This is a genomic window from Arthrobacter globiformis NBRC 12137, assembly GCF_000238915.1.
GTDB lineage: Bacteria > Actinomycetota > Actinomycetes > Actinomycetales > Micrococcaceae > Arthrobacter > Arthrobacter globiformis.
This window is the reverse complement of sequence record NZ_BAEG01000064.1, coordinates 60,617-75,798: the sequence shown is the minus strand read 5'-3', so window position 1 is coordinate 75,798 and position 15,182 is coordinate 60,617. Positions and strand designations below refer to the sequence as shown.

Genomic DNA, 15,182 nt, shown 5'->3' with positions numbered 1-15,182 from the left:
TCCTATGCATTCACGTCCGTACTCGGATTATTTACCGACCGTTCGTTCAGGATATGCGGAAGCGGCGAAGGGCGTCAAGCAACTAGCAAGGCCTAACCAGATATGCCCGGCGGGTAAAATGTCAGCAACACCGGTCTCATTTGGGGGAATTCTCTTGTCCATGACTCATGTCCGCGTGCCAGTGGGCCGGGCTGCTCAGCGCAAAGCGAATTTCTCGGCGGTGAGGACGGACAGTCCCTGGGCGCGAAAGCGCTATGACATCCAGGGCCTTCGCGCACTGGCAGTTGGCCTGGTTATTGCGGATCACCTGCTGGGTTACCCCACCGGTGGCTTCATCGGCGTGGATGTCTTCTTCGTGATCTCCGGTTTCGTGATCACTGCCAGCCTGATCCGGGAGCATGAGAAAAGCGGCAGGATCTCCTTCGCCGACTTCTACCGGCGCCGGGCGCGACGTATTCTGCCGCTGGCATCGGTAGTTATCGTCCTGTCGCTCGTCGCGTCATGGGCTGTGTTCTCCACTGCGCGCTTCGTGGGCATTGCCCAGGACGGGCTGTGGGCGTTCCTGTCTGCGGCCAACTGGCATCTGGCCATGATCGGTACTGACTACATGCAGGCCGGAGGGGTGGTGTCCCCGCTACAGCACTACTGGTCGCTGGCCGTCGAGGAACAGTTCTACATCGTCTGGCCATGGCTGATCGTGCTCATGCTCGGATGGGGAGCGTCCAGGCGAGGCCGGTCGTCTTCCGGGGCCCGGCGTTCACTGGGTCTGGCCGTACTTGCCGCGGTCGGAGCATCGTTTGTCTTCGCCATGTGGGAAAGCTCCGCGGCACCCACCGTCGCCTACTTCTCTACGTTTTCCCGTGCCTGGGAGCTCGGCTGCGGTGGTCTGTTGGCCGTCATTGCGCCGGTTCTGCTGCGCATTCCAGACCGCATCAGGCCCGCTTTGGCCTACACCGGCCTCGCAGGAATCGCCGTCGGCGCCCTCGCCATGGCACCGGACCTGACCTTCCCGGGTCCATGGGCAGCGGTGCCAGTCCTTGCAACCATGGCCGTCATCTCCGCAGGGACCGGAGGGGAGCAACGGCTGCTGGCTCCGCTGACTAATCGCGTCTCCCGCTACCTGGGTGACATTTCATACTCTCTGTACCTGTGGCACTTCCCTGTAATCATCCTTCTTGAAGCACTTCGGCCATCGAGTGGCGTCGTGGACCACGCCGTCGCGCTAGCCCTCATTTTGGCGCTGTCAGCATGGTCCTATCACTTCATTGAAGAGCCAGTCAGGCACTCGCAATGGCTTGAACCCAAGGCAGCCAGGGCGGCTAAGGCGCCGCACGGGGCCCAGACCCGGACCCGGCTGGCCTATGCAGCGGTCATTACTCTTGCCCTGGCTGCCGCCATCGTCGTGGGCTTCACCCTGGTGAAGGCCACCCCCGTCACCGCAACGGCTGTTCGGCAACCAGTCGTGTCGCCGGGTGCTTCCAACACTGCTGCTGCGAACACCCCCTCGGCAAAGCTGAGCCAAGAACTCACTCTTGCGCTCTCGGCATCTCAGTGGCCAGAGCTTACGCCTGCGATCGACACACTCGGCGACGCAGCGAAAGCGCCTGAATGGGTCGAGGACGGATGCCTGGGCGACGAGCGAGGCGCTCTGGAAGACCCGGCAGAAAATGCAGCCCGCTGCGTCTACGGAGACGAAGCGGCCAAGAAGACGGCGGTGGTTCTCGGCGACTCAGTGGCCATCAGCTACGTTCCAGGCATACGCGCCGCACTTGAGCCGCAGGGATACAAGATCCATGTTTACACCATGCAGCAGTGCCCGTCTGCGGCGGTTGATGTGATTAAGGCTTCCAAATCGGCACACCCCAAGTGCGCCCCTTTCCGGACGTGGGCCCTTCAGCAGATAGCCTCGATGAAGCCTGACATGGTGATCAGTTCCAGCTCAACAGGAACGTTGGCGCGACTTGCCAGTGGAGCAACGGGCGGTGCCGCGGCCGACGAGTGGAGCGAGGCGTCCAAAAAGCTGTACACAGAACTCTCTGCCTCGGCCAAACAGGTCTTCGTGCTGGACCCGCCTCCACGCGGCCGCAAGTTCGCCGAGTGCGCCACGAAGATAAGCACGCCTGCGAACTGCGCATCCAAGGTGCAGCAACTCTCACTGGACATGACGGCCGCCGGCCGATCGGCCCTTGACCCCGCCGAGCTGACGAACGTTCACTTCGTGGAGACCGTTGGATGGTTCTGCGTAGCGGGGAGCTGCCCCGCTTTCGCCGGTACCTCACCTATGCATGCAGACGGGGCCCACCTCACGGCGGCCTATTCAACGTCACTTGGGCCCGTGCTCTCCGAGGCGCTTGCCATCAAGTAAATACAGGTTCGCAGTGGCCCGCCCCGGACCAAGAACCTGTACAGCTCACGGGAACAGGTGTACTTTTCAAAGCAGGGTCCTGTATGGCTGAAGTTCCGCAGGAACCTCCTCCGGCGCCGTGCACCGCCGGGGGTACCCGCTGTAGCCTCACGGCGGACACCGTGCACCCCGAGGAAAGAGCCTGACGTGGCCACCTCCCATTTCCAGCAGTTCCTTCACGACGCAACCACTCCCGACGCAGACACCGACAGCCCGCTGGGACCGGACTGCCTGTACGGGCTGTACACGAGCTGGTGCCTGCTCCAGGGCGTGAAACCCAAACGCCCCGCCGTCTTCAGGGCAGGAATGCGCCTGTGCGGGGTAAATGTCCGCAGCGGCAGACTGAGGATGAAGGGACGCGCAGCAGCAGACTATATCCTCGCCAGCTACCCGTTCGCCTTCTGATCATGTCGCTGGGTTTTCACGGCTCCCGCCAGGACGGCGCCGGCAGGCACCGGGTGCTCCCGGTGATGTGCGGCCATTGCGGCACCGACCGCCAACTCACCATCAGATCAGTCACGGGGCTTCAACACTCGCCTCCGGAGATCGTCCTCGTCTCCTACACCTGCGGCCAGTGCGGGCTCTTCAGTGAGCATCCTGCCCAGGCCGCGGATCTGTCCATGGTCCTGGCCCGTGCCGACCAGACCGGGGACGTGCTGATCTTCGGCGGGCACTACATCCACTGTGGGCGGCCGATGCGGAAAGCCGGGTCGGAAATCCGCCGGCTCTCCGCACCGCTGTCCACCGAGGGCACGGACGCGGACCCCCTGGATGTTTATCTCGCCACCCGGGTCCTCAGGTGCGACTGCGGGTTCCAGATGGAACTGCCGGAATAGGGATTGGCAGGCCGATGGCCGGCTTAGGCCGGCTGTTTCGGCCGCCACACGCCGAAGCGGTTGCCCTGCGGGTCGAGGAGGTGTGTCCGTGCGGCATCCGGGTCGGCCGAACCGATCTCGAAGTGGTTGACGATGGCGGCCATTGCGGTGTTCTTCCGATCCGCTAAGGCATGACCTTGTACAGATCGATGACGGTCTCTTCGGGAGGCGACGTGAACCCGCCCTCGATGCCCTGCTGCATCCGGGGAAGGAGGATGCCGTCGCGGAATTTCTCCCAGCTCTCCCTCGACTCATGGACAGCCATGATGGTCCATCCACCTTCGGAAGCGCCCGCGGCATGGAAGATCTGGCCGTCGGGCAGGCGCCCCTCGCCCGGGTGCACGGCTGCGATTGAGGCGTCGTACTGGTCCTTGGTGCCCCCTGCGAAGAAGTGCACGATTCCGTACGGTGCGGCGTTCATTTCTGCTCCTTGGATGATCCGGATGGTGCTGGACATGCCAACCATTGACCCCGTCATCCGGGATGTCAATGGCTGCAGCCAAGGAGGGATTCTTGTTCGATGGAGCAGGATTTTGCAGAGTTACACGAGCTGGTCGAGTTTCAGCCAGAAGGCATCGCGTAACGCTCTCCGCACACCCTGGAGGTCCGTCTTGTACTCACCGATCCGCTGGGCGCAGTCCTTGAGCAGGACACGGTCAATCTCCACCGGCAGCACCGGGCGGTCCGCCAAAAGCTCATTCAGTTCCCCTTGGGTGGTGGAGCCGTACCAGCTGACGGCCACACTCTCCCCAACCTCCTGCGCTACGTCGAGGGCCGAGCCCTCATAGACATCAGAAGTCATGGCTCCGCCGCCTGAGCTGTACACGAGGTGTGCTTCTGACCGGTGCAGCTTCGGGGCTGCGGGCTGCACTGGCGGCCGGACCGACGGTGGCGCCGGCCGCGGTCCGGATCCAGGCGTGGGCCGGGGCGGAAATGGCCCCGGAGTCGGCGCAACGGGGGTGGGCCGGGGCGCCGCCGAAACGGATTTGGCGAAGCAGGATTCGATGAGCTCGGCCGGAAGGGTGATGATGCTGTCCACGCGCAGAGCCAAATGTTCCGCGACCGAGGCGACCCCGAGCCGGTGGCTCGGATCGTCCAGGCCCACCAGGACCACCTTCATGCCGAGATCCTGTGCGGCTTCGACGGCCTCTGCAAGGTCGTCATCGCCCGAGACCAGGAAGGCCACCGACGCCGCCCTGTTCCGGGCAACTCCGACGAGGTCCAGACCGAGCTTGAGGTCGACGCCCTTCTGTTCCCCGTTGAACGAGATGCGGCCAAGCCGGACCTTAACGTCGGGAAGCAACCCGATTTTCTTGTGCTGGTCCGTGAACAACGCATCCTTGGAGGCGTCGTACCAATAGACGCGCAGCGATTCCAGGCCACAGTGATCCTTGGCGCGGCCCAGAATCCCGCGTATGAGTTTTTCGTAATTGACGCTAAACGCTGACCGCAACGACGTCCCGGCGACTTGGGTTCCGCCGACGGCGAGAAGGAAGCCTGCGTCGACGAAGATTGCGCTCTGATGCATCATGTCTGTGATGCTACCGGCCACAAACGATAGACCAGTTGCTTTCCCGTGCCGGGCGAGGCGCAGGCATAGTCCCGCCGGCGGATGGGACATCCTGACAGCAGCAGCTTATGGAAACCCGACAAACCCTATGAAGCTGCCCACGGTCCGCATAACTGTCCGTTCAAGCCCCCTCACCGCAGCGTCAGCTTGCTGCTCCCAGTTCACGGGCTATTCGCAATGTGGCCATCATGGTCCTCAAAAACTCTGGTCCTCAGAAGCTGGCGTGCGGCGTCGCGGCCTGAACGACGGCGCCGTCCTCGGCGCTCCAGATGATCTGGCCGCCCTGGAACTTCTGCATCCGCCTGCCGTCGGGGTCGATGAGTTCGCCGGTGAGAGGGTAACCGAGACTGCCGTTCTGGGAGAGGATGCCTTCAAGCATCGTCGGGTATCCGAGCCGGCCCTTCTCGTAGCCAAGCTTGCCGTAGGCGGTGCGGATCGCGCCCCGTGAGACCTGGGCGCCGGTCGACTGCGAGTAGACGACGAACCCGCGCTGGTACTGCCGGTATGCCCCGCCGTCTTTCAGGCCGGTCCGGACCGGACCCAGTGCAGAGCCGAGGTCGTTGCCGGCGGCTACTGTGCTGATCTGCTCGTCGCGCGGCATCGGGGTGCCGATCACTCCGCCGGCGTCTGATGCGGCGTGGACCGGTACGACGGCCAGAACGGAGCTGCAGAGAAGGCCGAGACCGAGCACGGCACCAAGAACTTTTGAACGCATGATTCCCCCATTGAAAACGGCCGGAACGGCCCGGCTGGGAAATCGTAACTGATGCCGGCGACAAAATTTGCGCATAATCCAGTGATTGGATCTTGCGTCGCCAGCCGCGGCTAGCCGAGCCTGTTGCTGCGGCTCTTCCCCCGCTTCGAAAAAACGAGGATGAGAACGATGGGAATGAAAATCATGGCCAGGATAGTGCCGATGCCCCGGACCATGATGCCGCCGCTCTCGTAGCCCAGCACGACTGCCTGGCCGGGCTCCTGCTCGCGGTACGCCACCGTGACTTCCTCGCCCTGCGTCGGGCGCTGGTCGTGGTCCACGGTGGCCGAGGTGTAGCGGACCGTTCCGTCCGCAGACGTGTACCTCACCCTGATGTCCCTCTGCGAAGCCCTCCTGGCGTCGTTGAAGTCAACGATGGTTCCGGTGGTGTGCACACCCGTCCGCGCGATCTCGTCATCCGCATCAGCCATCCGGGAACCGACACCGATCATCACCGGCCCCACCAGGACCATGACAAGGGCCAGCACCACGTTCAGGGCGCGGCTCAGCAGTGTTTGGGGCTTGCGGTTTACAGCGGCATCCGGGGTACTCACGGCGCCCATTCTGCCGGATGGCCGGGGCTGAAACCTATCCGGGCGCGACAGGCTCAACCACCGGATCCGGCGGCAACCGCCTGCCGGTACGTGCTCGGGGTGAAACCCAGGTACTTCTGAAAGTCATTTGTCAGATGCGCATGATCGGCGTACCCAAGCTCGGCAGCTATCGCCGCCAGATCCGCTGACGCATCCAGGCGCGTCCGCTCGGCCGCGTCCTGAAGCCTCCGACGGCGGATCAGCGCGGCAGGGCTGAGGCCGATGTACTTCCTGGCCACACGCTGCAGGGTCCGCTGCGAAACCGCCAGCGCAGACGCGGCGTCCTCCACCCGGACTACCGAGGCGTCCGAACCGATGACGTCCATCAGCCGGTTGGCCAGCAACGCCTCCTCGGACACTGCGGGCCCGGCAAAGCAGGCCAGCCACCCCGCAAAGGCATCCACTGCGCGCTCGCGGCGAGTATCGCCGTCGTACGTGTTCATGACCGCCGAGACGGAACGGTGCAGATCTTCCGCGGCCACCGCCACTTCCGTGTCCCGCAGGCTGGCGGGATCGTCGGTGAACAGCGGCACGGCCGCCGGCCGCAGCAGCGCACCAACCGCCCAGCCCCGTCCGGCCAGGTCCCGATGGGCGGCCCGGGTAGTGGGGCCGGAGAAGGCCACGCCGTCAGGCTGCACCACGAGGTTGGAGCCCGGGTACGCGATCAGGTGCTGGCGGGATGTGCGGCCGGGCTCTATGTCCCACTCCGGAATCCAGATCCACTGGACCAGGTCCGCCACGGAGGCCGGCGCCGGAAGGCGGTGGAAACTGGGGAGCCGGGCCGGGTACAGGATCCCCTTGAACGAACTCTCCATCGGTCCCCTCAGACTGTCGTGAATCTCCAAGCGCCGCCGCTGGCGGGGCACGTAGCGTCATGGACATGACAGATACTACAAGCACCGAATCGACCACCGCCGCCCACGGAGAGCACACGACGCACGGGATTCCGAACGGCCTGACGAGCCTCACGCCGTTCCTCGCCGTAACCAGCGCCAGGGAAGCGATCGCCTTCTACAAGGACGTGTTCGGCGCCCGCGTAGTCGGTGCCACGGAGATGCGCGGAGTGGTGGTCCACGCGGAACTCGACTTCGGGAACGGCCACCTCCAGATCGGCGAACCCAACCCCGAATACCACCTGGTTCCGGCGCCGGAGGGCGAAAACGACTGCTACTCCCTTGGCCTCTACTGCCCGGACGCCGACGCCCTGGTGCAGCGCGCCGAACGGGCCGGAGCCACGATCCGCGAGCCACTGGCCACGTTTGTCTCAGGCGACCGGTACGCCAGCATCCGGGACCCCTTCGGCGTCCGCTGGTCCATCATGACCCGCGTGGAAGACCTCTCCGAGGAGGAAAGCAACCGCCGGGTCGACGAATGGGCGGCGCAGCAGGGCTAACGCTGACGCCCGGCATCTGCATGGCCGCCCGCTGACGTCAGCGGGGCAGGGGCGGTTCGGGGGTTTCGCCGTTGCCCACCGCCTCGATCCAGTCGACCACCTCGTCCGGGAAATAGAACCCTGGGGGCTCGTCGTCCCCGCCCTGCCGGGCATCCGAGGCGGCCGGGCCGCCGGCTTCCGCGATCTCGGCGGCCAGGCCCTCCGGGACGGCGTCGCCGTTGTTATCAATCAGCCATGCCTGCGTGGCGGGCTTGAGGTTGGGCCACCACTGCTCGATGTTCATGGTGGAAGTCTGCCACCCGGAGACGCGCCTCGGTTAGCCTTGGCGGGCCTTCATCCGCGGGTTTTTCTTGTTGATGACGAAGGTGCGGCCGCGGCGGCGGACAATCTGGGCGCCGGGTATCTTTTTCAGCGCCCGCAGCGAGTTCCGTACTTTCATGGGTTGCTCCTTTGTGTTGTTTCGGTTGTCCGGTTCAGGTCGAACGGGTCATTGAGTGCGCCGGGGCCGGAGGCCATCTCCGCTTCGGTCAGTTCGCAGCCGGTGAGCAGCGCGGCGATTTCGGCGGCGTCCACGTCATCGCCGGTGACGGCCAGGACCGTTCCGCGGTCACCGAATTCGGGATGCCAATCCAACACGACGTCCGGATGCTCCGCGGGAAACGCTGCCAGGAGGGGGTGGCGCTGCGCCTGCCAGGGACCCGTGTTCTCCAGCCAGACCCGGGGCCCGATGCCCTGAACGGCGATCCTGCAATCCGGTGCTGATGCCACCCAGAGCCGGCCGCGGAGCCAGCAGGATCCTTCGGCGAGGGATGCCAGGGCGTGACGGAAGCGTTCCGGATGCAGGGGCCGCCCAATCCGCTGGACCACGGTGGTGAAGGGCGAGGACGACTCGGCCGGGATCCGCACGGAACCCGGAACGGTGCGCGCCATTGCCTCTGCGAGGTTGTGCCGGCCCGGCCGGATGTCGCCGGCACTTTCGGCCACCACCGCGTGCGGAGCCAGCTCTCTGATCAGCTGGATTCCGCGGGCCCGCGCTTCAGGATCAACGGGCACCAGTGCCGGGTCGGCCAGCAGGACAGTGTCGCCGAACGACAGCTCCCCCATGAGGAATTCCCCCGGCGTCCGCTCGTCCTCCGGAACGGGGGTGAACCCGGACTCGAACAGTGAGTGACGGTCCCAGATCTGGTCCTCCACAGCATCCGGGGCGCAGGCCAGCGCCACGGAGTCAATCGTGAAGGCGCCGCCGAGGCCCCGCAGCAGAGCCTGCACGGCCGTGGAGCCCGCCACGCCCGGAGGCAACCCCAGAAGGAGGCGGGAACCTGCCGTCAGCAGCCGCTTCACCGTAGGCACCACGTCCAGGCGCACGGTACAGCTCAGGCACCCGTGTTCCAGCACCGACTCTTCCCGCTCAAGGCGGCGGCCCTCTTTGAACGTTCTGCGGATGACGAGCCCGTCCTCCAACAGATCGTGGAATACGACAAGGGCGTCCGGGGAAGCTGCAGCCAGGGCCGCACAGGCCTTCTGGCGGCTGAAAGCATCCAGGGAGCTCACAACAGTTACACGCATGCCAGCAACCCTACATGCGAATGATTCTCATCTACAACAGCACAGGCGGCGGTCAGTGTCCGTCCGTCTGTGGCGGCTGTCCTGCCATGCGCCGCCCGCGGCGGTTCTGGAGTGCCGTGGCGGGGCCGGCCCAGGTGGCCCATTCCTTGACGTCGATGGTGGGCATGCCGAGGAAGTGGCCTTGGCCGGCGGCCACTGCCAGCCGGGTCAGGACCGCAAGTTCGGCGGCGGTTTCAATTCCGACGGCGGCCAGCGCCGCCCCGGTCTGCCGACCGAATTCGACCAGGTCGGCCACCAGGTACTGGCGGCTTGGGTCGGCGTCGATGCCCGCAACCAGGCCGCGGCCGATCTTGATGACGTCCGGCCGGAGTGAACGGATGTGGCGCATGGAGGCAGCCTCCGTCCCGGCCTCGTCCACCGCCAGCCCCATGCCGGAACTGCGCAGCGGCGTCAGGACGTCCAGCAGGGGTTCCAGTTCGTCCGACTGGAGCGGTTCGGTGAGTTCCAGCATGATCCGGGACGGTTCCAGAGCCGCGTGTTCCAAAAATCCCGGCAGCCGGGGATCCAGGCACACGGCCGGCGAGAGGTTCAGGGCCACCACCAGATGGTGCGGCAGATCCTGCGCCGCGGCCACAGCCGCCTGCAGCGCCGAGAACTCCAGGTCCGCACCCAGCCCGACGGCGGCGGCATTCTTGAACCAGGATCCTGCACCGTCGCCGTCCTCCCACAGGAACCGCGTCAGTGCCTCCGCACCGATGACACCGCCGCGGCCAAGCTCGTGGATCGGCTGGAACGCCGTGACCAGCATGCCGCCATGCAGGATCGCCTCGATGGCGGCCTGCCCGCGGCCGGGGACGCTGATCTGCTCCGCGGCCGGATGCCGGTGCGCATCCTGCTTATTGGGGTTCGGCCTGTTGTTGGCCTGCCGGGCCAGGGAGCGCGTGAAGATCAGATGCTCATGGAGCGCGGCCTCAGGATTTCCGGGATGCGCCGCCACATGCTCCCGCAGCCGCTCCCGGACCTCGGCCCCCTCCGGATCCGTGCCTGCCAGGACCGCCTCGATGATCTCGTAGGCCTGCTCCCGCACCAGCGGGACCTCGGCGCCAGCCCCGCCAGTCCCGCCGGCGCCCGGCTGGCCGTCACCGGAGGGGAACCGGGTACTGTCCAATGGGCACTCCTCTGACTCCGGGCGGCTGGCCGCTGGCTGGACTTCCTGCCCTTTGGATGCATCATAAGCGCAGGTGAGCCGGGTTTACACGCCTGTGAAAACAATTTCACCAATCTGTAAACAAACGTCACTGACTAGACTGTGAGCGTGCCGTCCACCCCGCCTCCCCCGTCCGGCCCCGACTCCCGCAGAAGCAGGTTCGCCGAAAAGCTCCTGCCGGGCGGCACCGAGCCCGACCCACGGTTCACCCTGGCCAATGAGCGCACGTTCCTGGCGTGGATCCGCACCTCCCTGGCGCTCCTCGCAGGCGGAATTGCGGTGGAGGCCTTCACCACGGACGTCTTTCCGGAGCCCATCCGCCGCGGGCTGGCGGTTCTGCTCCTGCTGCTGGGCATGCTGCTGAGCGCGGGCTCCGCCGTACGCTGGCTGCGGGTCGAGGCGAGCCTGCGCTCGAACCGGCCGCTGCCCCTGCCGCTGATCGGTCCGCTGCTCGCCGCCGGCTGTGCCGTCGCGGCGGCGGTGGTGATCGCCGTCGTCGTTCTGGCCTGAACCATGGACGAAAACCCGGCCACTGCTCCCCTGCCCGGCGACGGCCCGCTGGACGGCGACCCCGGGCTGCAGCCAGAGCGCACCGCGCTCGCCTGGGGCCGGACCGTGCTGACGCTGGTTGCCGCGAGCGCGATGAGCCTGCGCTGGCTCCCGGACCAGGGACCGTTCGTGCTGGCGATGTTCGGCCTCACCGTCGCCGCAGGGACGGGCATCTACGCCACCCAGCGGCGGCGCTACCGGCGCAGCGTCGAAGGAATCAGGGCCGGGCATTTGACCCCGGACACCGCCGCGGTGTTCTGGACCGCCGGAGCCTGCGTTGTCCTCGGGGCATTAGGCGTCTGGCTGGTGCTGAACTGAGCCGCCTGGCCGACGCACCTACGAGAGCGCGAACGGACAGTTAAGCCCCGGCCGAGGGTTTATCTACCCGTCCGCCCCGACGAACAAATTCACTGTTGCCCGGCACAGGCTGTGAACCTACACTCTGGACATCACCCAACGTTCCCGGAGTATTTCACCCCCTGACCCGGAAGCACCGACCGATGGCTACAGTTCATCAAAACAGCCCCGGACGCGAGACCGAACAGACGCTGCAGGAGCTGCGCGGGCGGCTGTCGGGCTCGTTGATCGAGCCGCAGGATCCCCTCTACGACGATGCCCGCGCGGTATGGAACGGCATGGTCGACGTCCGTCCGCTTGCCGTCGCCCGGGCAGGTGCTGTCGCGGACATCGACGCAGTGCTCGACGCCGCACGGCGCAGCGGCCTGGCACTGGCCGTCCGCGGCGGCGGCCACAACATCGCCGGACACGGCACGGTCAAGGACGGCCTCGTTCTGGATCTCGGCCCCCTCCGGCGGGTGAAGGTCGACGCCGGGAAAGGGCTCGTTACCGTCGAGCCCGGGGCAACGCTGGCAGACGTGGACCGGGCCACGGCCGAGCACGGCCTGGCCGTACCGCTGGGCGTGATCAGCGGAACAGGGGTGGCCGGCCTCACCCTTGGCGGCGGGGTCGGCTGGCTGACCCGCACCTACGGCCTGACCCTGGACAACCTGGATTCCGCCGACGTCGTTACTGCCGGCGGGGACCACGTGCATGCCAGCAGCCAGAAGAATTCCGAGCTGTTTTGGGGGCTGCGGGGCGGCGGCGGAAACTTCGGGGTCGTCTCCTCCTTCACCTTCCGCGCCCACCCGCTGCCGGCAACGCCCCTGGGCGGGAACCTCTTTTACCGGCCGCAGCACTGGCGCAACGCCCTCATGGCGGTCGCTGCCTGGACCCGGAACTTGCCCGAGGCGATGAACCCGATCATCTCCTTCCTGGTGCTGCCGCCCGAATTCGGGATGGGTGATGAACCGTGGATGGTTGTCGGGTTCGCCTGGGCATCCCACGACCACCAGGCCGGCCTGAACCTCGTGGACCAGCTGCGCATCCAGGCTCGCCCCGACGAACAGGAAGTGGGGCCCACGTCATGGCTGGACTGGCAAAGTGCCATGGACACCGTATTCCCCAAGGGCTCACGCGGCTACTGGAAGAACGTGTCGTTCTCCCGCCTCGATGAGGAGGTGGTCGGCGTCCTGCTGAGTTTCGCCTCCGAACTGGCCTGGCAAGGGACCGGAATCGACATCCACCACCTGGACGGCGCCTTCGGCCGGGTGCCGGAAGGCGCCACGGCCTTCCCGAACCGGTCCGCGCGCTACTGGCTGAACGTCTACGGATTCTGGCGCGATCCGTCCGAGGACGAACGGCTCACGGCCTTCGCCCGCAGGGCCTACGCCCTGATGCAGCCGTTCTCCGAACACGGCGAATACGTCAACTTCCTGGGCGCCGAACTCGGACAGGATGCCGACGCCGCACTCCACGCCTACGGGCCGGAGAAATACCGGCGCCTCGTGGCCATCAAGAACCGCTACGACCCGCAGAACGTGTTCCGGTACAACCACAACATTCTTCCCACGCCCGCCTGATCCGCCGTCCGCCGGCGCCACATGGAGCCCAAACGGGGGTTCGGCGTTTCCGGCAACATTCTGCCGATACGGCCCCCATGCGTGCGCCGGGAACCAAGCAACGCCGAAAGCGGCGATATGTTGCCGAAACGGGTCACCTACATTCTGAAAATGGGCCCGCCCACCCATCCCAGCCTCATCCAAAACGAGGGGGTCGAAGAGTTACCCCTGCCCCTGGGGGTGGCCGCTTGATTCACGGGGGATGAGCGTAGGCATGGACTTGCTCACCCGCGGCTCTTTGTTGGGATCAATAATGAGGTCGATGGCGGTCCTGGCTATTTGGGCAAGGGGAGTCCGGACCGAGGTCAGCGGGGTAGGAAGACGGGACGACAGGGGGATGTCGTTGTATCCGACCAGCGACAGGTCCGCGCCGATGCTCAGCCCGTGGCGGTGTGCAGCGGCCATGACGCCCATCGCAAGGTTGTCATTCGCCGCGAAAATCGCGGTGGGGCGTCTCCCGGCGCCCCCATCAAGCAGGGCATCGCCGGCCGCGAAGCCGTTCTCTATGCCGTAGCCGCCGGCGATGCTCCAGTTGTCCGGGAGCTCAATGCCGGCTTCATGCATGGCCCTTCGGGCCCCGTCCAAACGTGCGTTCGCAGTGGATGTGAACGACGGCCCGGTGACGACGGCGATGTCCCGGTGCCCGAGGTCGATGAGGTGGCGGACGGCCAGGTAGCCGCCCACTTCGTCGTCACCGAGAGCCGAGGGGCTGACGCCGTCGGTACGGAGCACCAGGGCGTGGGCCACCCTGCGTTCGCGCAGGAGCCGGGGCAGTTCGTCATCGAGGCGGGCGGTGGCCAGGATGAGGCCGTCCACATTGCGGTCCAGCAGCGTCTCAGCAGCGCGGCGCTCGTCGTCGGGTTCGTCACCGCTGGTGGCAACCATGGCGAAATAGCCCCGGTCCGCGGCGGCCCGTTCGAGTTCCTCGAACATCAGGGCCATCACAGTGTCGCTCAGGCGCGGCACGAGGACACCCAAGGTCCGCGTCTCGCCCCGGCGCAGGCTCGATGCGAACGAGTTCCGGCGGTATCCAAGTTCCTCCGCGACCTTGCGGACGTGCACGGCCGTGGCGGACCGGGAGACCGTGCCGCGTTCGTCGAGGGCGCGGCTGGCGGTGGAAATGCTCACGCCGCTTGCCGCAGCAACGTCCCTTAATGTGACGGTCGCGGCGGCGCTGGGTTCCATGGCAATGCTCCTCTGCAGGGTTGTTCTGAAACACACTCTATTTCCTCCCGGATGAAAACGTTCCCTTGACAGCGAGCTGAACCACGTTGCAGAATGAAAACGTTCCCGCAAACGTTCCCACAACGGCGGGACTGCCGACCATCAAAGAAGACATGAGGTACTGAAATGACCATCGATCTCCGCGGGCTGGTCCCCGCCCCCGTCACCCCGTTCAACCGCGACGGCAGCGTCGACGTCGACGCAATCCACCGCCTCGGCGGCTGGCTGGCCAGCGTTGAGGGAGTCAAAGGCCTGGTTGTGCTCGGCCACGCCGGCGAAGGCACCTTCCTGACCCAGGATGAGCAGGCGCTCGTGATTCGCGAGTTCAAGAACGCCGTCAACGGCCAGATCCCGATCATTGCGGGCATCACCGGCGAGGGAAACACTGTGGCCGCACTCGAGGCCAAGCGGGCTGTTGAAGCCGGCGCTTCCGCAGGCCTGGTGTACCCGTCCCATGGGTGGCTCCGGTTCGGGTACCAGAAGGGCGCCCCGCAGACCCGTTACAAGGAGATCTACGAAACGTCCGGACTGCCGCTGATCCTCTTCCAGTACCCGGACGCCACGAAGGCGACCTACGATCTGGAGACCCAGCTGGAAATCGCCGGCCAGGAAGGCGTGTTCGCCACCAAGAACGGCGTCCGCAACATGAAGCGCTGGGACACCGAAATCCCGGTGCTCCGCGAAACCTACCCGGACCTGCAGATCCTGACCTGCCACGACGAGTACCTGCTGCACACCATGTTCGACGTTGACGGCGCCCTGGTGGGCTACGGCGGGCTCGCCCCGGAACCGCTGGTGGAACTGATCGCGGCCGGCAAGGCCAAGGACTACGCGGCGGCCCGCGCCATCCACGACCGGCTCCTGCCCGTCACCAAGAACGTGTACCACCGCGGCTCGCACATGGAGGGCACCGTCGCCCTCAAGGAAGGCCTCGTTGCCCGCGGCATCCTGGAGCACGCCACGGTCCGCCCGCCGCTGCTGCCCCTCGCCGAAGGCGCCGGCGCGGAAATCGCCGCAGCCCTGCAGTTCGCCAACCTTGGAAGCGTTACCGCTACCGTCTGATCCCTTTGGATTCCTACGGGTGGCGGG

General features: G+C 66.0%; 18 protein-coding genes. 8 read left to right on the top strand and 10 right to left on the bottom strand.

All coding sequences use genetic code 11. The annotated features are described in order from the left end of the window. Nucleotides 1–160 precede the first annotated feature (160 nt). From ARGLB_RS11720 to ARGLB_RS11710, 3 genes are all read left to right on the top strand, one after another. Nucleotides 161–2,365 carry an acyltransferase family protein gene (locus ARGLB_RS11720; protein WP_003802625.1) on the top strand — a complete coding sequence of 735 codons (2,205 nt, stop codon included), beginning with the start codon at nt 161–163 and terminating at the stop codon, nt 2,363–2,365. Nucleotides 2,366–2,551: 186 nt separating this feature from the next. After that, the gene (locus ARGLB_RS11715; protein ID WP_043418874.1) at nt 2,552–2,809 is read left to right on the top strand and encodes a hypothetical protein; all 258 of its coding nucleotides are present in this window, start codon (nt 2,552–2,554) and stop codon (nt 2,807–2,809) included. A 2-nt stretch (nt 2,810–2,811) separates the two neighbouring features. After that, a complete protein-coding gene (locus ARGLB_RS11710; RefSeq protein WP_003802620.1) occupies nt 2,812–3,240 on the top strand; it encodes a hypothetical protein in 429 nt (142 codons plus the stop codon). A 163-nt stretch (nt 3,241–3,403) separates the two neighbouring features. Here the strand turns inward: ARGLB_RS11710 and ARGLB_RS11705 are convergent, their stop codons facing one another. The 5 genes from ARGLB_RS11705 to ARGLB_RS11685 form a co-directional block, all read right to left on the bottom strand. Continuing rightward, a complete protein-coding gene (locus ARGLB_RS11705; protein WP_003802618.1) occupies nt 3,404–3,700 on the bottom strand; it encodes a hypothetical protein in 297 nt (98 codons plus the stop codon). A gap of 120 nt (nt 3,701–3,820) precedes the next feature. Further along, nucleotides 3,821–4,810 (bottom strand): NYN domain-containing protein, encoded by a 990-nt coding sequence (locus ARGLB_RS11700; RefSeq protein ID WP_003802616.1) that lies wholly within the window; start codon nt 4,808–4,810, stop codon nt 3,821–3,823. 250 nt (nt 4,811–5,060) lie between these two features. After that, a complete protein-coding gene (locus tag ARGLB_RS11695; protein WP_003802614.1) occupies nt 5,061–5,564 on the bottom strand; it encodes an LGFP repeat-containing protein in 504 nt (167 codons plus the stop codon). A gap of 110 nt (nt 5,565–5,674) precedes the next feature. Continuing rightward, entirely contained in the window at nt 5,675–6,166 is a 492-nt protein-coding gene (locus tag ARGLB_RS11690) for a DUF3592 domain-containing protein (protein WP_139023323.1), read from the bottom strand. A gap of 44 nt (nt 6,167–6,210) precedes the next feature. Then, nucleotides 6,211–7,011, bottom strand: coding sequence for a helix-turn-helix transcriptional regulator (locus tag ARGLB_RS11685; RefSeq protein ID WP_003802610.1), 801 nt, complete (start codon nt 7,009–7,011; stop codon nt 6,211–6,213). Between the two features lie 65 nt (nt 7,012–7,076). Here ARGLB_RS11685 and ARGLB_RS11680 point away from each other — a divergent pair, with 65 nt between their 5' ends. Continuing rightward, nucleotides 7,077–7,589: a VOC family protein gene (locus ARGLB_RS11680; RefSeq protein ID WP_043418927.1), complete on the top strand. Its 513-nt coding sequence runs from the start codon at nt 7,077–7,079 to the stop codon at nt 7,587–7,589. Nucleotides 7,590–7,626: 37 nt separating this feature from the next. Here ARGLB_RS11680 and ARGLB_RS11675 read toward each other — a convergent pair whose 3' ends face one another. The 4 genes from ARGLB_RS11675 to ARGLB_RS11660 are packed head-to-tail and all read right to left on the bottom strand — an operon-like array spanning nt 7,627 to nt 10,323. Further along, nucleotides 7,627–7,872 carry a hypothetical protein gene (locus ARGLB_RS11675; RefSeq protein ID WP_003802607.1) on the bottom strand — a complete coding sequence of 82 codons (246 nt, stop codon included), beginning with the start codon at nt 7,870–7,872 and terminating at the stop codon, nt 7,627–7,629. A gap of 33 nt (nt 7,873–7,905) precedes the next feature. Beyond that, entirely contained in the window at nt 7,906–8,028 is a 123-nt protein-coding gene (gene ykgO / locus ARGLB_RS11670; RefSeq protein ID WP_011693081.1) for a type B 50S ribosomal protein L36, read from the bottom strand. Next, a complete protein-coding gene (locus ARGLB_RS11665) occupies nt 8,025–9,155 on the bottom strand; it encodes a GTP-binding protein (protein WP_003802605.1) in 1,131 nt (376 codons plus the stop codon). The genes ykgO and ARGLB_RS11665 overlap by 4 nt, the downstream gene beginning before the upstream one ends. Before the next feature lie 52 nt (nt 9,156–9,207). Next, on the bottom strand, nt 9,208–10,323 hold the full coding sequence (locus ARGLB_RS11660) for an EAL domain-containing protein (RefSeq protein ID WP_003802603.1): 1,116 nt from the start codon (nt 10,321–10,323) through the stop codon (nt 9,208–9,210). Nucleotides 10,324–10,470: 147 nt separating this feature from the next. On the opposite strand from ARGLB_RS11660, the gene ARGLB_RS11655 reads away from it, so the two are divergent. The 3 genes from ARGLB_RS11655 to ARGLB_RS11645 all read left to right on the top strand — a co-directional run bounded on the left by ARGLB_RS11655 (nt 10,471) and on the right by ARGLB_RS11645 (nt 12,830). Next, complete coding sequence (locus ARGLB_RS11655; protein ID WP_003802601.1) at nt 10,471–10,872, top strand: YidH family protein; 402 nt, start codon at nt 10,471–10,473, stop codon at nt 10,870–10,872. Between the two features lie 3 nt (nt 10,873–10,875). Continuing rightward, the gene (locus tag ARGLB_RS11650; protein WP_003802599.1) at nt 10,876–11,229 is read left to right on the top strand and encodes a DUF202 domain-containing protein; all 354 of its coding nucleotides are present in this window, start codon (nt 10,876–10,878) and stop codon (nt 11,227–11,229) included. 182 nt (nt 11,230–11,411) lie between these two features. Next, on the top strand, nt 11,412–12,830 hold the full coding sequence (locus ARGLB_RS11645) for an FAD-binding oxidoreductase (protein WP_003802597.1): 1,419 nt from the start codon (nt 11,412–11,414) through the stop codon (nt 12,828–12,830). 201 nt (nt 12,831–13,031) lie between these two features. On the opposite strand, the gene ARGLB_RS11640 is transcribed toward ARGLB_RS11645, so the two are convergent. Further along, complete coding sequence (locus ARGLB_RS11640) at nt 13,032–14,054, bottom strand: LacI family DNA-binding transcriptional regulator (RefSeq protein WP_003802593.1); 1,023 nt, start codon at nt 14,052–14,054, stop codon at nt 13,032–13,034. Between the two features lie 165 nt (nt 14,055–14,219). Here ARGLB_RS11640 and ARGLB_RS11635 point away from each other — a divergent pair, with 165 nt between their 5' ends. Continuing rightward, nucleotides 14,220–15,155 carry a dihydrodipicolinate synthase family protein gene (locus ARGLB_RS11635; RefSeq protein WP_003802591.1) on the top strand — a complete coding sequence of 312 codons (936 nt, stop codon included), beginning with the start codon at nt 14,220–14,222 and terminating at the stop codon, nt 15,153–15,155. Nucleotides 15,156–15,182 lie beyond the last annotated feature (27 nt).

What these genes read in the sequence shown, in the direction of transcription:
- ARGLB_RS11720 (WP_003802625.1), top strand. Translation starts at nt 161, where the DNA reads ATGACTCATGTCCGCGTGCCAGTGGGCCGGGCTGCTCAGCGCAAAGCG.
- ARGLB_RS11710 (WP_003802620.1), top strand. Translation starts at nt 2,812, where the DNA reads ATGTCGCTGGGTTTTCACGGCTCCCGCCAGGACGGCGCCGGCAGGCAC.
- ARGLB_RS11705 (WP_003802618.1), bottom strand. Translation starts at nt 3,700, where the DNA reads ATGAACGCCGCACCGTACGGAATCGTGCACTTCTTCGCAGGGGGCACC.
- ARGLB_RS11700 (WP_003802616.1), bottom strand. Translation starts at nt 4,810, where the DNA reads ATGATGCATCAGAGCGCAATCTTCGTCGACGCAGGCTTCCTTCTCGCC.
- ARGLB_RS11695 (WP_003802614.1), bottom strand. Translation starts at nt 5,564, where the DNA reads ATGCGTTCAAAAGTTCTTGGTGCCGTGCTCGGTCTCGGCCTTCTCTGC.
- ARGLB_RS11690 (WP_139023323.1), bottom strand. Translation starts at nt 6,166, where the DNA reads ATGGGCGCCGTGAGTACCCCGGATGCCGCTGTAAACCGCAAGCCCCAA.
- ARGLB_RS11685 (WP_003802610.1), bottom strand. Translation starts at nt 7,011, where the DNA reads ATGGAGAGTTCGTTCAAGGGGATCCTGTACCCGGCCCGGCTCCCCAGT.
- ARGLB_RS11680 (WP_043418927.1), top strand. Translation starts at nt 7,077, where the DNA reads ATGACAGATACTACAAGCACCGAATCGACCACCGCCGCCCACGGAGAG.
- ARGLB_RS11675 (WP_003802607.1), bottom strand. Translation starts at nt 7,872, where the DNA reads ATGAACATCGAGCAGTGGTGGCCCAACCTCAAGCCCGCCACGCAGGCA.
- ykgO (WP_011693081.1), bottom strand. Translation starts at nt 8,028, where the DNA reads ATGAAAGTACGGAACTCGCTGCGGGCGCTGAAAAAGATACCCGGCGCC.
- ARGLB_RS11665 (WP_003802605.1), bottom strand. Translation starts at nt 9,155, where the DNA reads ATGCGTGTAACTGTTGTGAGCTCCCTGGATGCTTTCAGCCGCCAGAAG.
- ARGLB_RS11650 (WP_003802599.1), top strand. Translation starts at nt 10,876, where the DNA reads ATGGACGAAAACCCGGCCACTGCTCCCCTGCCCGGCGACGGCCCGCTG.
- ARGLB_RS11645 (WP_003802597.1), top strand. Translation starts at nt 11,412, where the DNA reads ATGGCTACAGTTCATCAAAACAGCCCCGGACGCGAGACCGAACAGACG.
- ARGLB_RS11640 (WP_003802593.1), bottom strand. Translation starts at nt 14,054, where the DNA reads ATGGAACCCAGCGCCGCCGCGACCGTCACATTAAGGGACGTTGCTGCG.
- ARGLB_RS11635 (WP_003802591.1), top strand. Translation starts at nt 14,220, where the DNA reads ATGACCATCGATCTCCGCGGGCTGGTCCCCGCCCCCGTCACCCCGTTC.